The organism is Pedobacter sp. Leaf170, assembly GCF_920984665.1.
Lineage (GTDB): Bacteria > Bacteroidota > Bacteroidia > Sphingobacteriales > Sphingobacteriaceae > Pedobacter.
In genome coordinates this window covers 1,093,961-1,112,504 of record NZ_CAKLBP010000001.1, presented here as the reverse complement: position 1 = coordinate 1,112,504, position 18,544 = coordinate 1,093,961, and the positions used below count along the sequence as shown (strand labels likewise).

Annotated in this window: 20 protein-coding genes; 13 read left to right on the top strand and 7 right to left on the bottom strand. The window is 35.8% G+C overall.

The window, feature by feature from the left end; translation table 11 throughout:
• Position 1 precedes the first annotated feature (1 nt).
• The 5 genes from LUA90_RS04995 to LUA90_RS04975 are packed head-to-tail and all read right to left on the bottom strand — an operon-like array spanning position 2 to position 4,314.
• Complete coding sequence (locus LUA90_RS04995; RefSeq protein WP_231490506.1) at positions 2-1,168, bottom strand: 3-dehydroquinate synthase; 1,167 nt, start codon at positions 1,166-1,168, stop codon at positions 2-4.
• A 27-nt stretch (positions 1,169-1,195) separates the two neighbouring features.
• The gene (gene eboC / locus LUA90_RS04990) at positions 1,196-2,077 is read right to left on the bottom strand and encodes a UbiA-like protein EboC (protein WP_231464024.1); all 882 of its coding nucleotides are present in this window, start codon (positions 2,075-2,077) and stop codon (positions 1,196-1,198) included.
• Between the two features lie 4 nt (positions 2,078-2,081).
• Positions 2,082-3,068, bottom strand: coding sequence for a TatD family hydrolase (locus LUA90_RS04985; RefSeq protein WP_231490505.1), 987 nt, complete (start codon positions 3,066-3,068; stop codon positions 2,082-2,084).
• A gap of 31 nt (positions 3,069-3,099) precedes the next feature.
• The gene (locus tag LUA90_RS04980; protein WP_231490504.1) at positions 3,100-3,924 is read right to left on the bottom strand and encodes an EboA domain-containing protein; all 825 of its coding nucleotides are present in this window, start codon (positions 3,922-3,924) and stop codon (positions 3,100-3,102) included.
• A gap of 9 nt (positions 3,925-3,933) precedes the next feature.
• Positions 3,934-4,314, bottom strand: a complete 381-nt coding sequence (locus tag LUA90_RS04975; protein ID WP_231464018.1) for a transmembrane 220 family protein — start codon at positions 4,312-4,314, stop codon at positions 3,934-3,936.
• A gap of 293 nt (positions 4,315-4,607) precedes the next feature.
• On the opposite strand from LUA90_RS04975, the gene LUA90_RS04970 reads away from it, so the two are divergent.
• Entirely contained in the window at positions 4,608-4,835 is a 228-nt protein-coding gene (locus LUA90_RS04970; RefSeq protein WP_231490503.1) for a hypothetical protein, read from the top strand.
• Positions 4,836-4,924: 89 nt separating this feature from the next.
• On the opposite strand, the gene LUA90_RS04965 is transcribed toward LUA90_RS04970, so the two are convergent.
• Positions 4,925-6,193: an ectonucleotide pyrophosphatase/phosphodiesterase gene (locus tag LUA90_RS04965; RefSeq protein WP_231490502.1), complete on the bottom strand. Its 1,269-nt coding sequence runs from the start codon at positions 6,191-6,193 to the stop codon at positions 4,925-4,927.
• Positions 6,194-6,440: 247 nt separating this feature from the next.
• Here LUA90_RS04965 and LUA90_RS04960 point away from each other — a divergent pair, with 247 nt between their 5' ends.
• The 5 genes from LUA90_RS04960 (at position 6,441) to LUA90_RS04940 (ending at position 9,219) form a co-directional block, all read left to right on the top strand.
• Positions 6,441-6,683, top strand: a complete 243-nt coding sequence (locus LUA90_RS04960; protein WP_231464013.1) for a hypothetical protein — start codon at positions 6,441-6,443, stop codon at positions 6,681-6,683.
• 227 nt (positions 6,684-6,910) lie between these two features.
• The gene (locus LUA90_RS04955) at positions 6,911-7,144 is read left to right on the top strand and encodes a hypothetical protein (RefSeq protein WP_231464011.1); all 234 of its coding nucleotides are present in this window, start codon (positions 6,911-6,913) and stop codon (positions 7,142-7,144) included.
• 104 nt (positions 7,145-7,248) lie between these two features.
• Positions 7,249-7,803 carry a hypothetical protein gene (locus LUA90_RS04950; RefSeq protein WP_231490501.1) on the top strand — a complete coding sequence of 185 codons (555 nt, stop codon included), beginning with the start codon at positions 7,249-7,251 and terminating at the stop codon, positions 7,801-7,803.
• A 74-nt stretch (positions 7,804-7,877) separates the two neighbouring features.
• The gene (locus tag LUA90_RS04945) at positions 7,878-8,375 is read left to right on the top strand and encodes a phosphoheptose isomerase (RefSeq protein WP_231490500.1); all 498 of its coding nucleotides are present in this window, start codon (positions 7,878-7,880) and stop codon (positions 8,373-8,375) included.
• Between the two features lie 115 nt (positions 8,376-8,490).
• Positions 8,491-9,219, top strand: a complete 729-nt coding sequence (locus LUA90_RS04940) for an acyl-CoA desaturase (protein ID WP_231490499.1) — start codon at positions 8,491-8,493, stop codon at positions 9,217-9,219.
• A 48-nt stretch (positions 9,220-9,267) separates the two neighbouring features.
• Here the strand turns inward: LUA90_RS04940 and LUA90_RS04935 are convergent, their stop codons facing one another.
• The gene (locus LUA90_RS04935; protein WP_231490498.1) at positions 9,268-9,561 is read right to left on the bottom strand and encodes a hypothetical protein; all 294 of its coding nucleotides are present in this window, start codon (positions 9,559-9,561) and stop codon (positions 9,268-9,270) included.
• A gap of 144 nt (positions 9,562-9,705) precedes the next feature.
• On the opposite strand from LUA90_RS04935, the gene LUA90_RS04930 reads away from it, so the two are divergent.
• The 7 genes from LUA90_RS04930 (at position 9,706) to LUA90_RS04900 (ending at position 18,468) form a co-directional block, all read left to right on the top strand.
• The gene (locus tag LUA90_RS04930) at positions 9,706-10,035 is read left to right on the top strand and encodes a DUF1475 family protein (RefSeq protein WP_231490497.1); all 330 of its coding nucleotides are present in this window, start codon (positions 9,706-9,708) and stop codon (positions 10,033-10,035) included.
• 88 nt (positions 10,036-10,123) lie between these two features.
• A complete protein-coding gene (locus tag LUA90_RS04925; protein WP_231463999.1) occupies positions 10,124-10,927 on the top strand; it encodes a DUF1295 domain-containing protein in 804 nt (267 codons plus the stop codon).
• A gap of 111 nt (positions 10,928-11,038) precedes the next feature.
• Positions 11,039-12,091: a cyclopropane-fatty-acyl-phospholipid synthase family protein gene (locus LUA90_RS04920; RefSeq protein ID WP_231490496.1), complete on the top strand. Its 1,053-nt coding sequence runs from the start codon at positions 11,039-11,041 to the stop codon at positions 12,089-12,091.
• Positions 12,092-12,130: 39 nt separating this feature from the next.
• Positions 12,131-13,414 carry an NAD(P)/FAD-dependent oxidoreductase gene (locus LUA90_RS04915; RefSeq protein WP_231490495.1) on the top strand — a complete coding sequence of 428 codons (1,284 nt, stop codon included), beginning with the start codon at positions 12,131-12,133 and terminating at the stop codon, positions 13,412-13,414.
• A gap of 297 nt (positions 13,415-13,711) precedes the next feature.
• Positions 13,712-14,515: a DUF1365 domain-containing protein gene (locus tag LUA90_RS04910; RefSeq protein WP_231490494.1), complete on the top strand. Its 804-nt coding sequence runs from the start codon at positions 13,712-13,714 to the stop codon at positions 14,513-14,515.
• Positions 14,516-14,534: 19 nt separating this feature from the next.
• Entirely contained in the window at positions 14,535-15,773 is a 1,239-nt protein-coding gene (locus LUA90_RS04905) for a cyclopropane-fatty-acyl-phospholipid synthase family protein (RefSeq protein ID WP_231490493.1), read from the top strand.
• 271 nt (positions 15,774-16,044) lie between these two features.
• Entirely contained in the window at positions 16,045-18,468 is a 2,424-nt protein-coding gene (locus tag LUA90_RS04900) for a TonB-dependent receptor domain-containing protein (protein ID WP_231490492.1), read from the top strand.
• Positions 18,469-18,544 lie beyond the last annotated feature (76 nt).

Sequence of the window (18,544 nt, the reverse complement as noted above, 5' to 3'; positions counted from 1 at the left end):
CCTAATTAATGGGTTCAAGATTTGATAGTTTATTTAGTTGTAATGCAGCCTGTTGTAAAAGTTTTGCATCCATTTCATGTACTTCTATACCAACGCCAAGCTTACTCAAAAGCGTTATGGTTAGTTCGCCACCTAAATGCTCACGAAATTCTTCCAGGCCTTTTAACAGCAAACTTTCATCACCATTAACTTGTAACAGGGGATGGGTAAGTTCGAAACCTAATGCAGTTAGCAAATTAAGTACACGATGTGTATCAGCTGTGCTGAGCATACCTGCTAAATTAGAATAAACGGTATCAAGCGCTATACCCATCGCTACTGCTTCGCCATGTCTAATTTCAAAGTTTGTTAAGTATTCTAATTTATGTGCGCTCCAATGTCCAAAATCTAAGGGACGGGCAGAACCGCGTTCAAAAGGATCGCCGCTTTTGATGTGATCCATGTGTAAAGCCGCACACTTCCAGATTTGATAATTCATCACCTCAAGGTTTCGGTCGGCCAGTTGTTTTGCATTGTTTTCCAGCCATTCAAAAAATGTCAAGTCTTTAATTAATGCTACTTTTACGGCTTCAGCAATCCCTGAACGCCAATCTCTATCGGATAATGTGCTTAGAAATTTTTCATCATTAAAAACGGCAACAGGTGGAGAAAACGTGCCAAGGAAGTTCTTTTTATTGAAGTAATTTATGCCGTTTTTTACGCCTATACCCGAATCATTCTGCGAAAGTACAGTTGTTGGAATTCGGATATGCTTAATGCCTCTATGTGCAACAGTTGCGGCATAACCAACCATATCTAGCAATGCCCCTCCACCAATTGCTGCGATGTAAGAATGCCGATCGATCCGGTAGCTGTTAACTGCATCTAAAACTGCATCAAAATGCTTGGTTTCGTTTTTTATAATTTCTCCTCCCGGGACGATTAGTATATTTTCTACTAGCTCAACCTGGTTATGCTTTTTAAAATAAGCTTTAATTTGCTGGCAAAGTTCAGGGTGTGCAGATGCTACACCACTATCCATCACAAAAAATATTTTTTTGGCTGCGCCTGAGGTATTCATTTCCTCCAGAAAATCGGCTATCAGCAAATTTTCTATAGAAAACAGGGAAGAGGTAAAAAAAACGTTAAAACGATATTCTACGGTAAAGGATTGTTTTAAATGCTCCATCTCAGGGAAATATTCTTATAAAATAAATTAGGTAACGGCAAAAAGTTTAGCCAGATACATAGATAAAGGCAATAAGGCTGCAATCACGATTGCAAGCAATAATGCATTGAAGGTTGCTGCCCATGCGGCGTCCATTAAAATCAAAGAGATAACGCCAGCTTTAACAGCGCCGCCAATATTTTTTCCAACGGGATTTTTTATTGCCTTGATTAAGGGATTAAAAATCATCACGGCAAACGGAATCAAAAATAGTAAAGCCCACAGTAATTGTCCGTTTGCGAAAGCAATATAAGTAATCGCCAAAATAACTAATGCATATAATACGGCTGCAATTTGCAGGTTTGTACGTTTTCCACCATGAACTTCGCCACGGCTGGTCATGGTTATGGAGAAAATATAAATTACCGGAATTATAGCCAGCCAGTAGTATTGAGGCAATGCTGCCGGAACAATGCTAATACCAAGCAATAAATTTAATCCTCTGCAGGTGCCCATATTTAAGGGGCCAAAGAAAGGATGATGCTTGCCGATTTTATTGTAAAGCAAGGCAAAAGCACTAATTGCTAAAGCAAAATAGCCAGAAATAGTATTGGTAAAAAATGCAAGCGTAACTCCGATTAGTAAGAGTACTGCACCTAAAATGCTGGCATTGGTAATGCTAACAATTCCGCTCGGAATGGCACGTTCTGGTCGCTCAATTTTATCAAGCTTTGCATCAAAAACGTCGTTGAAAACAATACCGCCTCCGTATAGGCAGGCAGTAGCCAGACAAAGGCTTAAGACTGGTATCCATAGCGTAGTGCCGTCATTAACTAATATTCCGGAAATGGCAATTCCCGCAAGGATATCTGCAACAGAGGTTACAATATTTGCAGGGCGCATCATACGCAGGTAAGCAACTAATTTCATCTGTTTAGCTGATTATGATAGAAGATTTATCAGTTCTTGGTTGCTGCCCGCCCCGCAAAATGGTATTGCCCTCAAACTTTCCAGATTGATCTATCGAAACTGAACCCGCAAAATCTGCTTCATCAATTTGTCCGCTTTGGGCGAAAGCATTTATCGCATTGCGATAAGTTACCAGTTCAATATCTTCATTGCTGATGCCTTTTAATTTCATTAAAGCTGCCGTTTTAGGCACAGCCAGTGGGTCGCTGATGCCCCAATCGGCAGCAGAGTTGACCATAATTTTGCTTGAACCGTACTGTTTAACGATGTCGACCATTCGCTCATTGCCCATTTTGGTAAAAGGATAAATTGTAAAAGCTGCATAAAAACCTCTCTCGAGCACTTCTTTTACAGTTTCCTCGTTATTGTGATCGATAATTATCTGCTCAGGGCTAAGGCCATGCTCCAAAGCGATATCCATACTACGCTGTGTACCTTTTTTCTTATCGCGGTGTGGTGTATGTACCTGAACGGGTAAGCCTGATTCTTTTGCGAGTTCTAACTGTAAACGGTAGTATTTTTCTTCCGCAGCAGTTTGATCATCAAAACCAATTTCCCCAATGCCAACAACACCTTCTTTGTAGATAAAAAGGGGTAAAATTTCCATCACCTGTTCGGCAAGGCGTTCGTTATTTGCCTCCCGAGAATTTAGTCCAATGGTACAATAATGTTTTATACCGAATTGAGAGGAGCGAAAGCGTTCCCAACCAACTAAACTGCTATAATAATCGCGAAAACTATCAATGCCTGTTCTTGGCTGGCCGAGCCAGAAAGCCGGCTCAACAAGGGCTACCACACCGGCATCAGCCATTGCCTGATAATCATCCGTTGTGCGGGATGTCATGTGTACGTGTGGGTCGAAAAATTTCATTCCCTTAACCACGCTAATATCGAAAGCTTCCGGTTCTCCCATCGTGGCCTTATCTCTTGCTATTGAACTGCTGCAACACATATCTTATGCTTTAATAATTTTAAAAATCAATTTATTTAGAAGATTCGGAAAAAGCTAAATCTTCCATATACCGCTTTGCCGGCTTATAATCTGATGATTTTATCGCTTCTGTTATTGCCATTTTATCAGCAGTATCCTGCTTTTGTAGCCCGATTTTCATCGCTTCAAAAATTTTTTCATCCAGAAATGGCGCAGTTAGTTGCCAAAGTGCAGGATTAACTTTGCGTCCGGCGGCGTAACGTTCTCGTGCATAATCACTAAGGGTTAGCGCTAAAGATGCATTTGCTCTTTCAGCAAGACCAATGATATTGTTTATGTTTTTCTCTGTGAAAAATGCTTTCAAAACCAATTGGTTCCAGGCAGCTTCAGATAAATATTTTGATGGGTAAGGATTATTTTCCATTATCGCCTCCAAAACAACACCGATATTGCTTCTAATTCCCTCGGTACATTGATTAATCCAGCTTTCAGGTTCTGATAAAAAAGGTATTGCCAAATAGAGTGCAACTGCTTCATTAACCTCTGCAGATAAAAATAAATTTTCTATTACCGCTTTAGCCTTGCCTGCTGGCTGATAACTTTGGCTGTGCAATAACCAAACCCGGGCCAGGCGGTCAACGGTCCATTCTTTTATCGTTGTTAACTCCAATTTTTCGAGGGTTTTCAGCTGGTTTGAAGAAATTTTGATTATAAGTTTGCCAGTCTTTCTGGGAAGCAAGACGAAAGATTGTCCCAATTTAGTTAGCTCAGAAGCTTTACCGGCATGTTGTAGCCAGGCAAAGCTTGCTTCATTCAGGTTATCCTGTAAAATATCAAAAAACAGGTTGCTTATTTCTTTATAATTATCCGTAGCCATTACAAATTCTTAACTAAAAGTGCCGGAAGAAACCAGGTAGTTTATTAACAAGGCACCTGCAATTATAAGCAATCCAAAAAATTCTCTTGTTTGCTCTATGTAAGGTTTATCGGCTTGCATGCTTTCTACCAAACTTGGTTTATTGTATTTGCCAATCCAATCTCTTACTCCATCTTTCGCAAAGAAAATTTTAACCGCGTAAATTAAGTAAAAGGTAATTAAGGCCAGATACACGTTTGGATAGAAATAGCCTGCTGCGGCTAAACCACAACATATAGCTGCAGCCATATAAATCGGTACCCAAAGCCATGAATCTTTATCATTAAGATTAACATAGGCAAACCCGGTAAAGGCTATAGCAAAAATAATATTGATGATGAGTAATAACATTGTTCTATTTGGTGCTTAATCGTTTTAGCTGGCTAAAATAAGTATTATATTAGTAAATAAACTTAAGGTAGGCGTGTAAATGTATGTCACAAGTTAGTGGTTAATAGCCTAAGATAAGGGGAATGGATTTTTGAATCAAATATGATGTGAATTTATTTTATTCAGGCTTAAGTATTAAAAAATTTTACAATGCAAAGCATTGCTATGTTGATAAACTCAAATTGTTTATATCTTATCTAAGAAAAGCAAAACAAATACTAGGGCAAAGGGTTGTCATTGAAATTATAACCTCTATGAATAAAGAATTACAACCAACCGCTGATTTAAAAAAGTTTATTGAAAAATTTGAACCATCTAAATTTAAAATGCTTTCCCGCGGGATAGAAATTAGGGGCATCAAAGATTTAAACAGAAATATAAATTTTGCCAAAGAATTAATTGAGAAGCTAAAACTTAAATTATCGGTTTCACATAGTGCTGAAATGGCTATTTACGGAAGTTTCGAAGTAGTTTACAGCTAAGGCAGATTTAAAAATAAAAGCCTGTAAAATTAAAATTTACAGGCTTTTTTAATTTAGTAGATATTTAGCGCAAATCTATTTCCATTATTCTACTTTAGAATTCCAGATAAAACCTCATCTCTTCCATCAATCTTTTCATGATAAATGAGATTCAGAATTCTGGTGAGTAAAGGGTAAACGTGAATGTTTTCAAATGATTGAATTTGTTTGTTTTCTTTAAATGAGGGTCCCCATGCTATAAAGGTTGCTTGCATATCTCTGACCAATATTGGATCAAAACCATGATGCCCGATGCCTGGTCTCCGATTGGAAAATACACGTGGCCAGTCTGGAAGTAAAAGTATATCTCCAATCCTGTTCATGTAATCATCCGTGCTTCTGTAATGAAGATAATCTGGCATTTCGTCTCTCAAATATACTTTATAGCCATCGTTTTTAATCTTTAATTTATTATATAGAATGCTAACGTCAGCTTTGTTTTTCGCATGCACAACCATCATGGTTCCCGACGATGCGATAGTATATTTCGCAGTATCAATCTCATTCGGCGTTTTAATTGGGTTTTCTCGGTCCACCTCAGTCATTCCGTGGTCTGAAACAAAAATATAATTTACAGGAAGACCCAGAGGCTTAATTGCTTCTGTAAGTTTATAGATAGCTGTGTCAACTTTTTTTAACGCTTCAATCGTTTCTGGCGCCTCAGGGCCATAAATATGGCCAGTGTGATCGGGTTCAGAAATGTAGAAAGTAATTAAGTGTGGCCGTTTAGCTTCTGGTAAACTTAACCAGTTTTTGATGATATCTATCCGGTTATTAACTGTAATATTCTCAGTGTAATCAAAATAATAAGTTGGACGGATTCCTTTAATCTCTGCTTCAGAACCAACCCAAAACATATTTGCAGTTAGCATTTTTTGTTGCTCTGCCAATACCCATATTGGCGTTCCGCCATACCATTTACCTTGACGCACTTTTGAAAATGCTCCCATAGAATATCTCTCTCCACTTTTTTCTTCCAAAAAGGAATTGTTTACCAAGCCATGATGGGATGGATACATCCCTGTTACAATACTATAATGGTTTGGAAAGGTCACGGATGGATATCCCGGAATCAATGATTTTGCTACCACACCACTTTTTCCAAAACTTAACAGATTTTTAGTTTGATATTTTGACGCATAGTCATACCGAAAACCATCTGCAGAAATAAGAATAACATAAGGCTTCTTTTGTTGCTTTAAAGCGTTTGCTCTATCTTTATTAATATGTTCTCTTCGCTCATTCTGTGCCCGAACCTGGCCAAGCAGCAGCGTTAAAATATTTAATATTAATGCAGTGCTGTAAGTCAGTTTGTTCATAATTATTGCAATTTCTTTTAACTTTTGTGTCTGTGGTATATACCTAGCTGACACAAATATCACGTTAAGAATTAATGTCTTATTAAAATTTTGTAAACAAAATTATTTAAAAGTATCATTATATGACTCTTCTGCTAAAACAATCAATAAAAACTTGTAGTAATTTCCCGATTTTAAAAAGGGTAAATTTACGGCATGATTGATTATGGTAAGTTGATAAATTTGTTAAAGCCTTACAAATCAAGTCATGACGAATCAAACTAAACTTGCAACATTACAATATCTGGTAATGAAAATTGAAATGATAAAAGTTTATGAGCCAGACAGTTTTAATGATATTTTAAGTATGTTAAGTAGTGTTCCACAACTACAATCTCCGGGTATTAAATTATTATTAAGAAAAACACCAACAGAGAAAAACTGGCTTTGCCTAAAATATAATATGTTAGAGGCTATGGTTGCTAAAGTAGGCGATTTTCTAAATAATTAACTGCCCTTCACATTCTCTTTTCTAAAATTTTGGAGTTAACTTCAGTGTTTATGTTCACTTTGCTAACACCATAACCATGGCTAATTCAGGTAATATTTTTAATACCGTTGTAAGTATAAATGGCCGTACTTGGTTGCTATCAAAAAATATTGATGAATGTCAATCAAATAATTTAAAAAGGGTGAAATTACTGTATTACTAGTTAGTAAAAACTTTAAATTTGTGGTATGGAAAATCTAAGTAGAAAATCAGCACTCAGTTCTTTTCTGTTAAAAGTTAAACAGCTAAGGGGTTATGGCGATATGAATTCTTACAGTTTGGCTACAGAATTTAAAAGTATCGCTAATGTTTCAGATTCAATGATTAATCATATTATAGAAGATATGTCATCTCCGCAAACCTGGAATAATGGCAAGTCATTTTTTATTGAGACGGTAATAGAAAACATGTCGGAAAATTAATTCAAACTACTATTATATAGAGCCTTCAGTTAAAAATTGAAGGCTTTTTTTATACAGTATAATTTAACCACAAAAAACCTTATCTTCAATTAAACTTAATGATAATGAAGAAATTAATAACATGTCTATTTTTTACGGCCATTTTTTTTGTGGCTGATGCACAAAAGTTTGTGCCAGAAATAAAAACCGGAACGGTAATTAACGCCACTGCTGTAGTGGGTGGACAAGAGTTTCCCTTAGCTTTAAAAATTCTTAGTGCGTCAGCACCTTACAGTATAGGTTGGGGTGTTGATGGTTATGGCGAAGGTTCTTTCGAAATGAGTGAGAAAGCCTTTAACAGCGCTACAGAATTCTTGCAGGTAACGCAGCCAGCTTTAGGAAGTACTAAATTAAGTGATAATCAAACCTTTTCTGTAATTTCTAAAGATGCTTTTAAAATGCTGATGGATAAAAAAGCCTTTACCTACGGCGATAATAATTTTAAAATTAAAACACCTGAAACAGCCGCTATAAAGGTAAATGGAAAAGATGTTGATGTTATCCACGTTGTAAATGAGAAAGGTTCGCAGGAGTTATGGATTTTAAATAACCCGGCATTCCCTTTAATTATACAAAGTACTGGCCAGGCTACGGATATCATAATAACAGAAATTAAGTAACGATTTTGAAACCTTAAAAAATATAAAGCCCGAAAGGGCTTTTTTAATTTCAAAGCACTATTTTTACGCCAATTATGGAAAACGACAAAAAAGAAATATTCGATAACGTAGCACAACGTTTAAAAATTGAAGGTTTTAATGTAGTAAACCGCGATGAAACTCGACCATGGGGAGGTTTTTTTGTTATTGATGAAGCACAAGCACAACAATTTGCTGATACTTATTTTGATGGTTTAGATGTTGAAAGCTTAAAAATTGGCGGTAAGCTAAGTCCGAAGATTTTAATTGTTGCACCCAATACCCGTTTATCTTGGCAATATCACCACCGCAGAGCTGAGATTTGGCAAGTAGTTACAGGAACTGTTGGTATTAAAACCAGTCAGACTGATGAAGAAGGCGAAGTTAAAAGTTACGGACCAAAAGATCAGATTAAATTACAACAAGGCGAACGCCATCGTTTAATTGGTTTAGATGATTGGGGCGTTGTTGCAGAAATTTGGCAGCATACTGATGCTTCAAATCCATCTGACGAAAGTGATATTGTAAGGGTTCAAGACGATTTCGGTAGATAATTTTTTTGCCCTGCTCTGAAATTTGAGCAGGATTTTTTTTATTTTAGAACACAAGATTAAACGTTGTAGAAACTAAATTCACTAAAATTTCGTTTGTATAGCATACACACAATAAATGATTATTCTAATATTTTTTCTTTGCCATTGGTTTTTATCTCTCTTTAGCCAAACATTTTTCCTTCATCGTTATTCATCGCATAAAATGTTTAAGATGGAGCCTTTCTGGGAAAAGTTTTTCTACTTGATTTTGTTAATTTCTCAGGGTTCATCTTTCTTAAATCCCAGAGCTTACGCAATTTTGCACCGTATGCATCATGCCTATAGCGATACGCAGAAAGATCCTCATTCACCACACTTTTTTAAAGATGTTTTCGGGATGATGATTGCAACTAAGAATATGTATATGAATTATTTGCATTTCAAAATACAGCCAGAACCTGCATTTCAAGGCAATTATCCTGAATGGCCTTTAATTGATAGAATTGGTGATTCGTGGTTTTGGAGAATTGGTTGCGTTTTATTTTACATTGGTTTTTACGTTATGTTTGCAAATTACTGGTGGATGTTTCTTTTACTACCTATCCATTTTTTAATGGGACCATTACATGGTGCAATTGTAAACTGGTGCGGACATAAATACGGCTATTCTAATCATGATAACGAAGATCATAGTAAAAATTCTTTACCATGGGATTTCCTTTTAATGGGCGAATTGTTTCAAAATAATCACCATAAAAAACCTAATAGTCCGAATTTTGCGACTAAATGGTGGGAGTTTGACCCAACTTACCCGGTTATGAAGGTTTTGCACTGGATGAAAATTATTAAGATTAGAAAGGTTTAGTTAGAATTATTTGTAGAATTTAGTTTCTGCAATTTGCATTCCCCTCTTTTAGTGGGGTGCCCGGAGGGCGGGGGGGGTTGCTTGTCTTGGCCAGACAGGCTTTTTTCTTTTGACAACAAAAGAAACAAAATTGCCGGCTGAAAATTTTTGTTTTGAAGTTTCTACTTCGGCTTTGACATTGCATCCCCAAAAATTTGTTAGGCCGGTTAAAAGTAGAACGGAGAAATATTGCTTTGGCTTAGTGAGGTAGAAATTCAAATTGCGAATAAAATGCTCATTGTTAGGTGTATACTCATAAATAATAATGATAGCTAATCGGATTTTGAATTGAACTTCATACATGATTTTAACTTTCCTTGCACAGTTTTTTGTAAATTAAACCCGACAGAAGCGAGCACGAGTATAACGAAGTAAAGCGGATGGCGGGACTTTCGTAACCGATAAAAACCGAACCTTGCTTTTCAACTCATTATAAATCGTTCCACTATGATAAACTTTCTTAAAATTATTTTTTCGGCACTTTTCCTTTTTATGTGCTACAAAGTTATTGCAACTTCTCTTGAAAGCAATTTGTTTGATGAATGGAATTTTCTGGGCAGCATACCGTGGATGCGAGCTACACTTTGGGACTTTTATGCCAATATTTTCATCATCACTTTGTGGATGTTTTATAAAGAAAAAAGCATTATTCTTAAAATCTCTGTCGTAATTTTATTCGTATGTTTAGGTAGTATTGGCACTTTAGGCTATATTTTAGTTAAATTATTTCAACTAAAAGATGGCGAAGGTGTAAATGAATTGCTTAGTAAGGCTTAGGGTTTGAGCTTAGTGGTATTGGGTATCTTGCTAGGGGTTTCAGTTATGCGAATTGGCTTTTTGCCTTAAACCTTTTACCTTAAACCTTATGCCTTTTCAAGTACGAGATCTACTTTTTATTGCGCTAATTTCATTAATTGCCTGTTGTACCATTATGTTTTTGGTTTGGCTTTGGGCAAAAAAAATAAAAAATGCGGGTGTGGTTGATGTTTTTTGGGCGCTCAATTTTCCCGTTATCACTATTATCACTTTCTTTTTATCTGAAGGATTTGAAACCAGAAAAATTTTAATTTGCGGCATGTTTCTTTTGGCCGAATTACGCCTGGGTTTACATTTATGGCAGCGCGTAATTGGTCATATTAGTGAAGAAGAAGGCCGATATCAACAGTTAAGAAAAGAATGGGGCGATAAAGCCGAAAGGAATTTCTTTGTGTTTTTTCAGTTTCAGGCCATTTCAAATGTGCTTTTAGCTATTCCGTTTTTTATAATTACAGCCAATCCTTCAAAACAGATTGCCGTTTGGGAATTTATTGGCCTAGGTATTTGGATTATCGCTTTTTTTGGAGAAATGATTGCAGATAAACAGCTTGCCGCATTTAAAAAAGATCCTAATAATAAAGGAAAAGTTTGCGATACCGGTTTGTGGAATTACAGCAGGCATCCAAATTATTTTTTTGAATGGCTAACCTGGATAGCGTATTTCGTTTTTGCAATCGCATCGCCATGGGGCTTTCTTGCAATAATAAGTCCGGCAATTATTTTTTATTTATTGATGTATGTTACCGGGGTTCCAAATAATGAAGAACAAAATTTGAGGAGCAAGCCTGCTGCCTATAAAAAATACCAACAAACAACAAGCGCCTTTTTTCCGTGGGGGAAAAGAAAGGATTAGGCCGCTGGCTAAATGGAAGATGGGCAATACCGCTCTTAAATCCTGTATCCAATTTACATCGTATATTAACATTTTCCACTATACATTAACCATCTTACATTTTCCATAACCATGTGGTACGATAAACTTTTAGAAAACGATAAACTTCCTGATACGGCTTTGCGTATGGGCATTAGAAAACTTTGCAAGCAACGTTTGGATGACGAAACTTTGGGTGATGAGGAGTTGCAGCAAGAAAAATTTATGGACCTGGTTGATGAATTAAAGCAATCGCCAATTGCCGTAAATACTAGCGAAGCTAACGAGCAACATTATGAATTGCCAACAGAATTTTTCCAATATTGCCTGGGTAAAAATCTTAAATACAGCAGCGGTTACTGGAAACCGGGTGTAAAAGATATTGATACATCTGAAGATGATATGTTGGCCTTAACCTGTAAACGGGCAGATTTACAAAACGGACAAAATGTGTTGGAATTGGGCTGTGGTTGGGGTTCGCTTTCTTTGTACATGGCGGCAAAATTTCCGAACAGTACATTTACAGTAGTATCAAATTCGGCTACGCAAAAAATTTTTATTGATAAAACGGCAGAAGAAAGAGGCATTCAAAACCTGACGGTTTTAACAGCCGATATGAATACGTTTACCATCGCCGATAAATTTGATAGAATAGTTTCTGTTGAGATGTTTGAGCACATGCGTAACTATAAATTTTTGATGAATAAGGTTGCAGGTTTCTTAAAAGCTGATGGAAAGTTATTTGTACATATTTTTACCCATAAAACTTTAGCCTACAAATTTGAAGTAATTGATGAAACCGACTGGATGAGTAAATATTTCTTTACCGGCGGAATTATGCCTTCAAACCATCTGTTTTTTTATTTTAACGATGATTTAAAAATTGATAAACACTGGGTTGTAAACGGTACTAACTATGGCAAAACATCTGAGGCCTGGTTAAGCAATATGGATAAACATAAAAAAGAAATTATGCCAATTTTCGAACAGACTTACGGTAAAGAGCAGTCTGTAAAATGGTGGGTTTACTGGCGTTTATTTTACATGAGTTGTGCCGAATTGTTTAATTATAATAAAGGCAACGAATGGATGGTTTGTCATTATTTATTTAGCCCCACCCAGCATCCCCGGATTGAAGGAGCATAAGCGCAAAAATTAATTTTTAAATAGCGAATCAAAATTTATATGGAATATACAAACTCCTCTCCTCTGGAGAAGTCTGGAGGTGCTAAGCTTGCCATAATTGGCTCCGGAATAGCAGGAATGGGTTGCGCTCATAAATTGCAACATAAATATGATATTACCATTTTTGAAGAAGCAGATTATATTGGTGGTCATACAAATACGATTACACTTGAAGAAGATGGAAAACCAATTTATTTGGATACCGGCTTTATGGTTTTTAATTATGAAACCTACCCAAATTTGACTGAAATGTTTGCGGAAATTAATGCGCCAGTTATTAAAACCGACATGTCTTTCAGTGTACAGTTTTTACCAGAAAAGTTAGAATATAGCGGTTCAAGTTTAAATCATTTATTCGCACAGCGGAAAAACATCTTTAATATTTCATATTTAAAAATGTTGATGCAGATTAATCGCTTTAACAAACAAAGTATAGAGATTTTAGATAAACCAGAATATCAGGATTATTCGATTGGCAAATTTTTTAAAGAATTTGGTTATAGTGATGATATGCTTTGGCAGTATCTTATCCCGATGAGTGCTGCGGTTTGGAGTGCACCTATGGAGCAGATTTTAGATTTTCCGGCGGTAACTTTGATTCGTTTCTTTAAAAATCATGGATTTTTAGGTTTAGATACTCAGCATCAATGGTATACGTTGCAAAATGGTAGTCAGGCCTACCGGGAGAAATTGATTGCTCCATTTCGCGACAGAATTAAAATCAGCAATAAAATTGTTGCTGTTAGGCGATTAGAAAACGGTATAGTGGAGGTAGAAAATTCAAGAAGTGAAAAATTTGAATTTGATAAAGTAATTATGGCTTGCCATGCCGACCAGACCTTTGAAATTGTAAAAGATAAAACTCCGTTAGAAGCTGAATTGCTTTCGAAATTTAAGTACCAGCTAAATAAGGCCGTTGTGCATACCGATGAGCAGCAAATGCCTGAAGCAAAATTAGCCTGGAGCAGTTGGAATTATCGTGTAGAAAAGCATGGTGATAAATTGTTGCCAAGTACAATTTATTGGATGAATAATTTACAAGGTGTTTCTAAAAAAATGAATTACTTTGTATCTATAAATCCATCTGCATCTTTAAATCCCGCAAAAATTGTAAAACAAATTGATTATCACCACCCTTTATTTGATGTACCTGCAATGCAAGCGCAAGCTGAGTTGCATAAACTTAACGAAAGCGGTCCGATTTACTATTGCGGCAGTTATTTCAAATATGGTTTTCATGAAGATGCTTATAAAAGTGCGGTTGATTTGACTAAGGAACTTTAGATGTCATAAATCGTCATTGCGAGGTACGAAGCAATCTTTTTATCTGATTAATATCAACTGTGAGATTGCTTCAATCGATGAAAAATCGATTTCGCAATGACGGAAAAAACATCATTATAGATGTGAAAAATATGTAACTGATAAAATGCTGCGAATAATACATACATATCAATTAGCTATGCTTGTTGGTATATACAGGTTAAAGATTCTTCGCTGCACTCAGAATGACAAACCACCTGGACAATGCCGGGTGCACTTGGCCAACGGTTAAATAAATTTTGTAAATTGTAATTAGAAATGTCTTTTAAATCATCTATATACACCGCAAAGGTTATGCACCATCGCTTTGCGCCAAAAAAGCACTCGTTTTGGTACAACGTATATATGTTCTATCTTGATTTAGATGAAATCGATACTTTATCAAAAAAGCTTAGGTGGTTTAGCAGAAATAAATTCAATTTATTTTCTTTTAAAGATGCCGAACACCTACAACTTCCTAAAGATAATCCTGATAAAACTAAAAGTAACCGGGAACATGTAGAGGATTACTTAATGGAAAATGGAATAGACGGGAAAAATTTAAAAATCAGGTTGCTAACAAACCTTAATGTTTTAGGCTATAATTTTAATCCGGTTTCTTTTTATTTTTGTTTCGATGAAGCAGAAAATCCAGTATGCTGTGTAGCTGAGATTAGTAATACCTATCGGGAAATGAAACTTTTTTTCTTTGGTAAAGAGGATTTGCAAGGTGATGTCTTTAAAAAAATTGCAACTAAATATTTTTATGTCTCGCCATTTATTGATCATGATGATACCTTTGATTTCAGTTTAAAAGTACCCAATGATAAGTTGGAAATTAAAATAGACGATATTGATAAAAACGGCAATCGTTTTTTTATAAGTACATTAATGGGCAAAAAGCAAGCATTATCTAATCGTAATTTGCTGAAAAGTTTTTTATCTATACCATTAATCCCTTTGCAAATAATGGGAATGATACACTGGCAGGCGTTTAAACTTTGGTTAAAAAAAATACCTTTTCATCCTAAAGCCGAAAACCCTGAGCTGCAACGTAACGTATATAAACCCTATAAGCCATAAAACAAACCTCTCTTTAATTATGAACACCTTTGCCGCAACCAAAACATCAAATGGATTTTTTGATAAAATAGTGCTTAATGCGCTATCAAAAATGACTTTGGGTAAGCTTGAACTTACTTTACCAAATGGCGAGGTTTTAGTTTATGGTGATGGCGTAAATAATATCGAAGCTAATATTCAGGTCAACCATCCCGATTTTTTTAAATCGATTGCACTTTATGGCGATATAGGTTTTGGCGAGGGTTACACGCTGGGCTTATGGGATACATCGAACATTACAAACGTAATTAAGTGGGTGCTTTTAAACATCGAAAATGCTCCATCGGTTACCGGAAGTAAAGTTAAATCATTAGCCTTAAATCTTTTTAGGGTTGTTAACAAGCTTACACATTTACGCAGAGCGAATACTTTAGCAGGTTCTCAAAAAAATATCTCAGCGCATTACGATTTGAATAATGATTTCTTTGCTACTTTTTTGGATAAAACCATGACTTACTCCAGCGGCTATTTTATGCCCGAAGATTTAAGTTTAGAAGCATCTCAATATGCAAAATATGATAGATTGGCCAAACAATTAAAGGTTAAAGCATCAGATCATGTTTTAGAAATTGGTAGCGGTTGGGGCGGCAATGCAATTTTTCTTGCAAAAAATTATGGTTGTAAAGTAACTTCTGTAACCATTTCCAAAGAGCAGCAAAAATTCGCTGTAGAAAGAGTTAAAGCCGAAGGTTTAGAGGAAAAAGTTTCAATCATTATTCAGGATTACAGGAACATTGAAGGAACATATGATAAAATTGTTTCTATAGAAATGTTAGAAGCAGTTGGACATCAATATTTAGAAACCTACTTCGAAAAATGTCAATCGCTGTTAAAACCCGATGGGATTTTCGCATTTCAGGTAATTACTTCTCCTGATAGTCGTTATAAGCAATTGCGTAATGGAGTCGATTGGATTCAAAAGCATATTTTCCCGGGTTCGTTGTTACCTTCAGTAGCTGCCATAAACAACGCAATTAATAACACCGGCGATTTAACCATGGTTGATTTGAAAGACATGGGCTTAGATTATGCTAAAACACTTCACCTTTGGTTTATAGAATTTAATAAAAGTGCAGATAAAGTTAGGGCGTTGGGTTTTGATGATACCTTTATTCGTAAGTGGAACTATTATTTAAATTATTGTGAAGCTGCTTTCGCCATGCGAAATATAAATGTAATGCAATTGGTTTACTCAAGACCAAACAATACCTCAAGGTAAGATGCGATAATGTAAAACGGAAGATGCTAGATGGATGAGGTCTTTGATCATCAGAAAAAATATAAAATGGATAATGAACAATTAGTTCGCTGTCCATTTTTTGCTTTTACGCTTTTATATAATCCATAAAACATTTTACATTATTCATTTTTTTTACCGAGAAAAACCCCACCTTTGCCGACTAATTTTTATTAGTCGCGTTAAAAGTATTTTAATGTATTGTAACAAAACGCAATTTGCGCAGACTAATTACCAAATACTATTATTATACATGAAACGAATTCTACTATTAACCTTCATCCTCGGTTTATTTTTTAATGCGAATGCCCAGTTTGGCATGGGTGGTCCGGCAAAACCATCAGTAACCGGCCGGGTATCTGTTACAGTTATCGATTCGCTAACTAAAAAGCCAATCGATTACGCTACTATCTCTTTAATATCTATAAAAACTTCAAAATCTGTTAATGGTGGTGTTACTGATGAAAAGGGGAAACTAACAATTCAAGGCATTGCACCAGATGCATATAAATTAATGATAGGCTTTATGGGCTACAAAACTAAATCTGTTTTGGTAACCACAACGCCATCAAAACCCGATGCTAATCTTGGTAATGTTGTCATTTCTTCAACGGAAAATAACTTAGCCGATGTGCAGGTTGTTGGCACCAAAGCGGTTATCGAAAATAAAATTGATAGAATGGTTTATAACGCAGAAGCGGATGGAACTAATGCCGGTGGCGATGCAACTGATGTAATGCGAAAAGTACCAATGCTTTCTGTTGATATGAATGGAAACGTTCAACTACGTGGTGGTGCAGTGCGTGTTTTAATTAACGGAAAACCATCAGGTACAATGGCAAGCAGCGTTGCTGATGCATTAAAAATGATTCCCGCTGAACAAATTAAAACTGTTGAGGTAATTACCAGTCCGTCAGCAAAATACGATGCAGAAGGTTCTGGTGGTATAATCAACATCATCACAAAAAAATCAAATGCTCAAGGTGTAAGTGGTTCGGTAAATGCATCTGTGGGTACTCGTCAAAATAACGGCTCATTTAATTTAACTGCTAAAACCGGTCGTTTAAGTGTTAATACAAACTTGGGTACTAACTTAGCCTATGCTCAAAAATCAAGAGTAGTTATTTTAAATCAAACCACATTAAACAACGGAAGCTTAAATAGTGTGTCTCAGGATGGTTTTTCTAAATGGAGTCGCCAGGGTTATAATGGTAGTTTTGGTTTAGATTACGATTTTAATGCTTACAATAATTTAAGTACTACTGTTAAAATGAATAGCTTTTCTAACGGTGGTCCAGGAGAATCGAACTACATCATTAATGGTTTGCCAGCTACAAATGTTAGCGATATGGACATGAGCTTCAGAAACTTAGATTGGAATGTTGATTATAGAAAAACCAGCAAAAAGGAAGGTGAGGAATTTTCGGTTTCAGCGCAGTTATCAAAAGGCAGAACGCCTACAAGTTTCAGTAATATTTTAACTTCTGCAACTTTCCCTAACGGATTTCAAACCGTCAGTAACAACACAGGAAAAAACAATGAATATACTTTCCAAACCGATTACACTTATCCGATAAGCAAAGCTACTATTTTAGAAATTGGCGCTAAAGCCATCTTACGTGATATTAAAAGTCAGTTTGATAACGCAGCACAAGATTTCGAATACAATCAGGATGTTGCATCATTATATGGTGTAATTAGTTTCGACCTTACAAAAAAATTAAAATTTAAAGGTGGTTTAAGAGGTGAATACACTCAAATCGATTTCAATACACAGAATAGTGGATTACAGAAAAACGATTACCTGAATTTATTTCCAAGTGCCATTATATCACAAACCTTAAAAGGCAGCACGACATTAAAATTAAGCTATAACCGTCGTTTACAAAGGCCAGGTCAGTCTTACTTAAACCCTTTCCGTAATGAAAGTGATCAGTTTAATATTATGCAGGGTAATCCTCAGTTAAACCCCGAGTTGAGCGATAATTTTGAATTGGGTTACAGCACTTACATTAAAGGCTCGATTATCAATGCATCAATTTTCTATCGTCGTACAGGTGGTGTAATCGAGAGTTCAATTTCACCAATCTCTGAAAACGGTGTAAATAAAACTTATACATCATACATTAACGTAGGTACTGCGCAAACTTACGGCGCTAACGTTTTTGCATCATACAATCCTAAACCAAAATGGACTTTAATGTCGAACGTTGGTTTAAATACATACGAAGTGAGCAACGCACTTACCAATGTGAGCACGGGTACTTTCTTAAATTATAACATATTTGCAAGGTCTGCTTATGGTTTTGGTAAAGGCTACAACTTCGAGTTATTCGGTGTGGTTAACTCGCCAAGAAGAACTTATCAAGGTAAAACTGCTTCAATGGTGTTTTATGGGGCTTCAATGAAAAAGGAAATCCTTAAGAAAAAAGGAAGCATTGGTATTAATACCTTAAATCCATTTACCCGCGATTTGCATATAGAAACGGTTAATAATTCAGTTACCGCAACTGGTACCGTTTTCCAAAGTCAAAATATATACTATCCGCTACGTTCTTTTGGTGTTAATTTTAGTTATTCTTTTGGTAAGCTTAAATTTACCGAAAAGAAAAAAATTAAAAATGATGATACCAAACAAGACCAGCAACAAGGTGGAATGGGTGGTGTGCAACAATAATTTAAACCCAAATTAATAATATCACAAGCCTTTCTAATTTTAGAAGGGCTTTTTTGGAAAATATAAAATCAAGTGT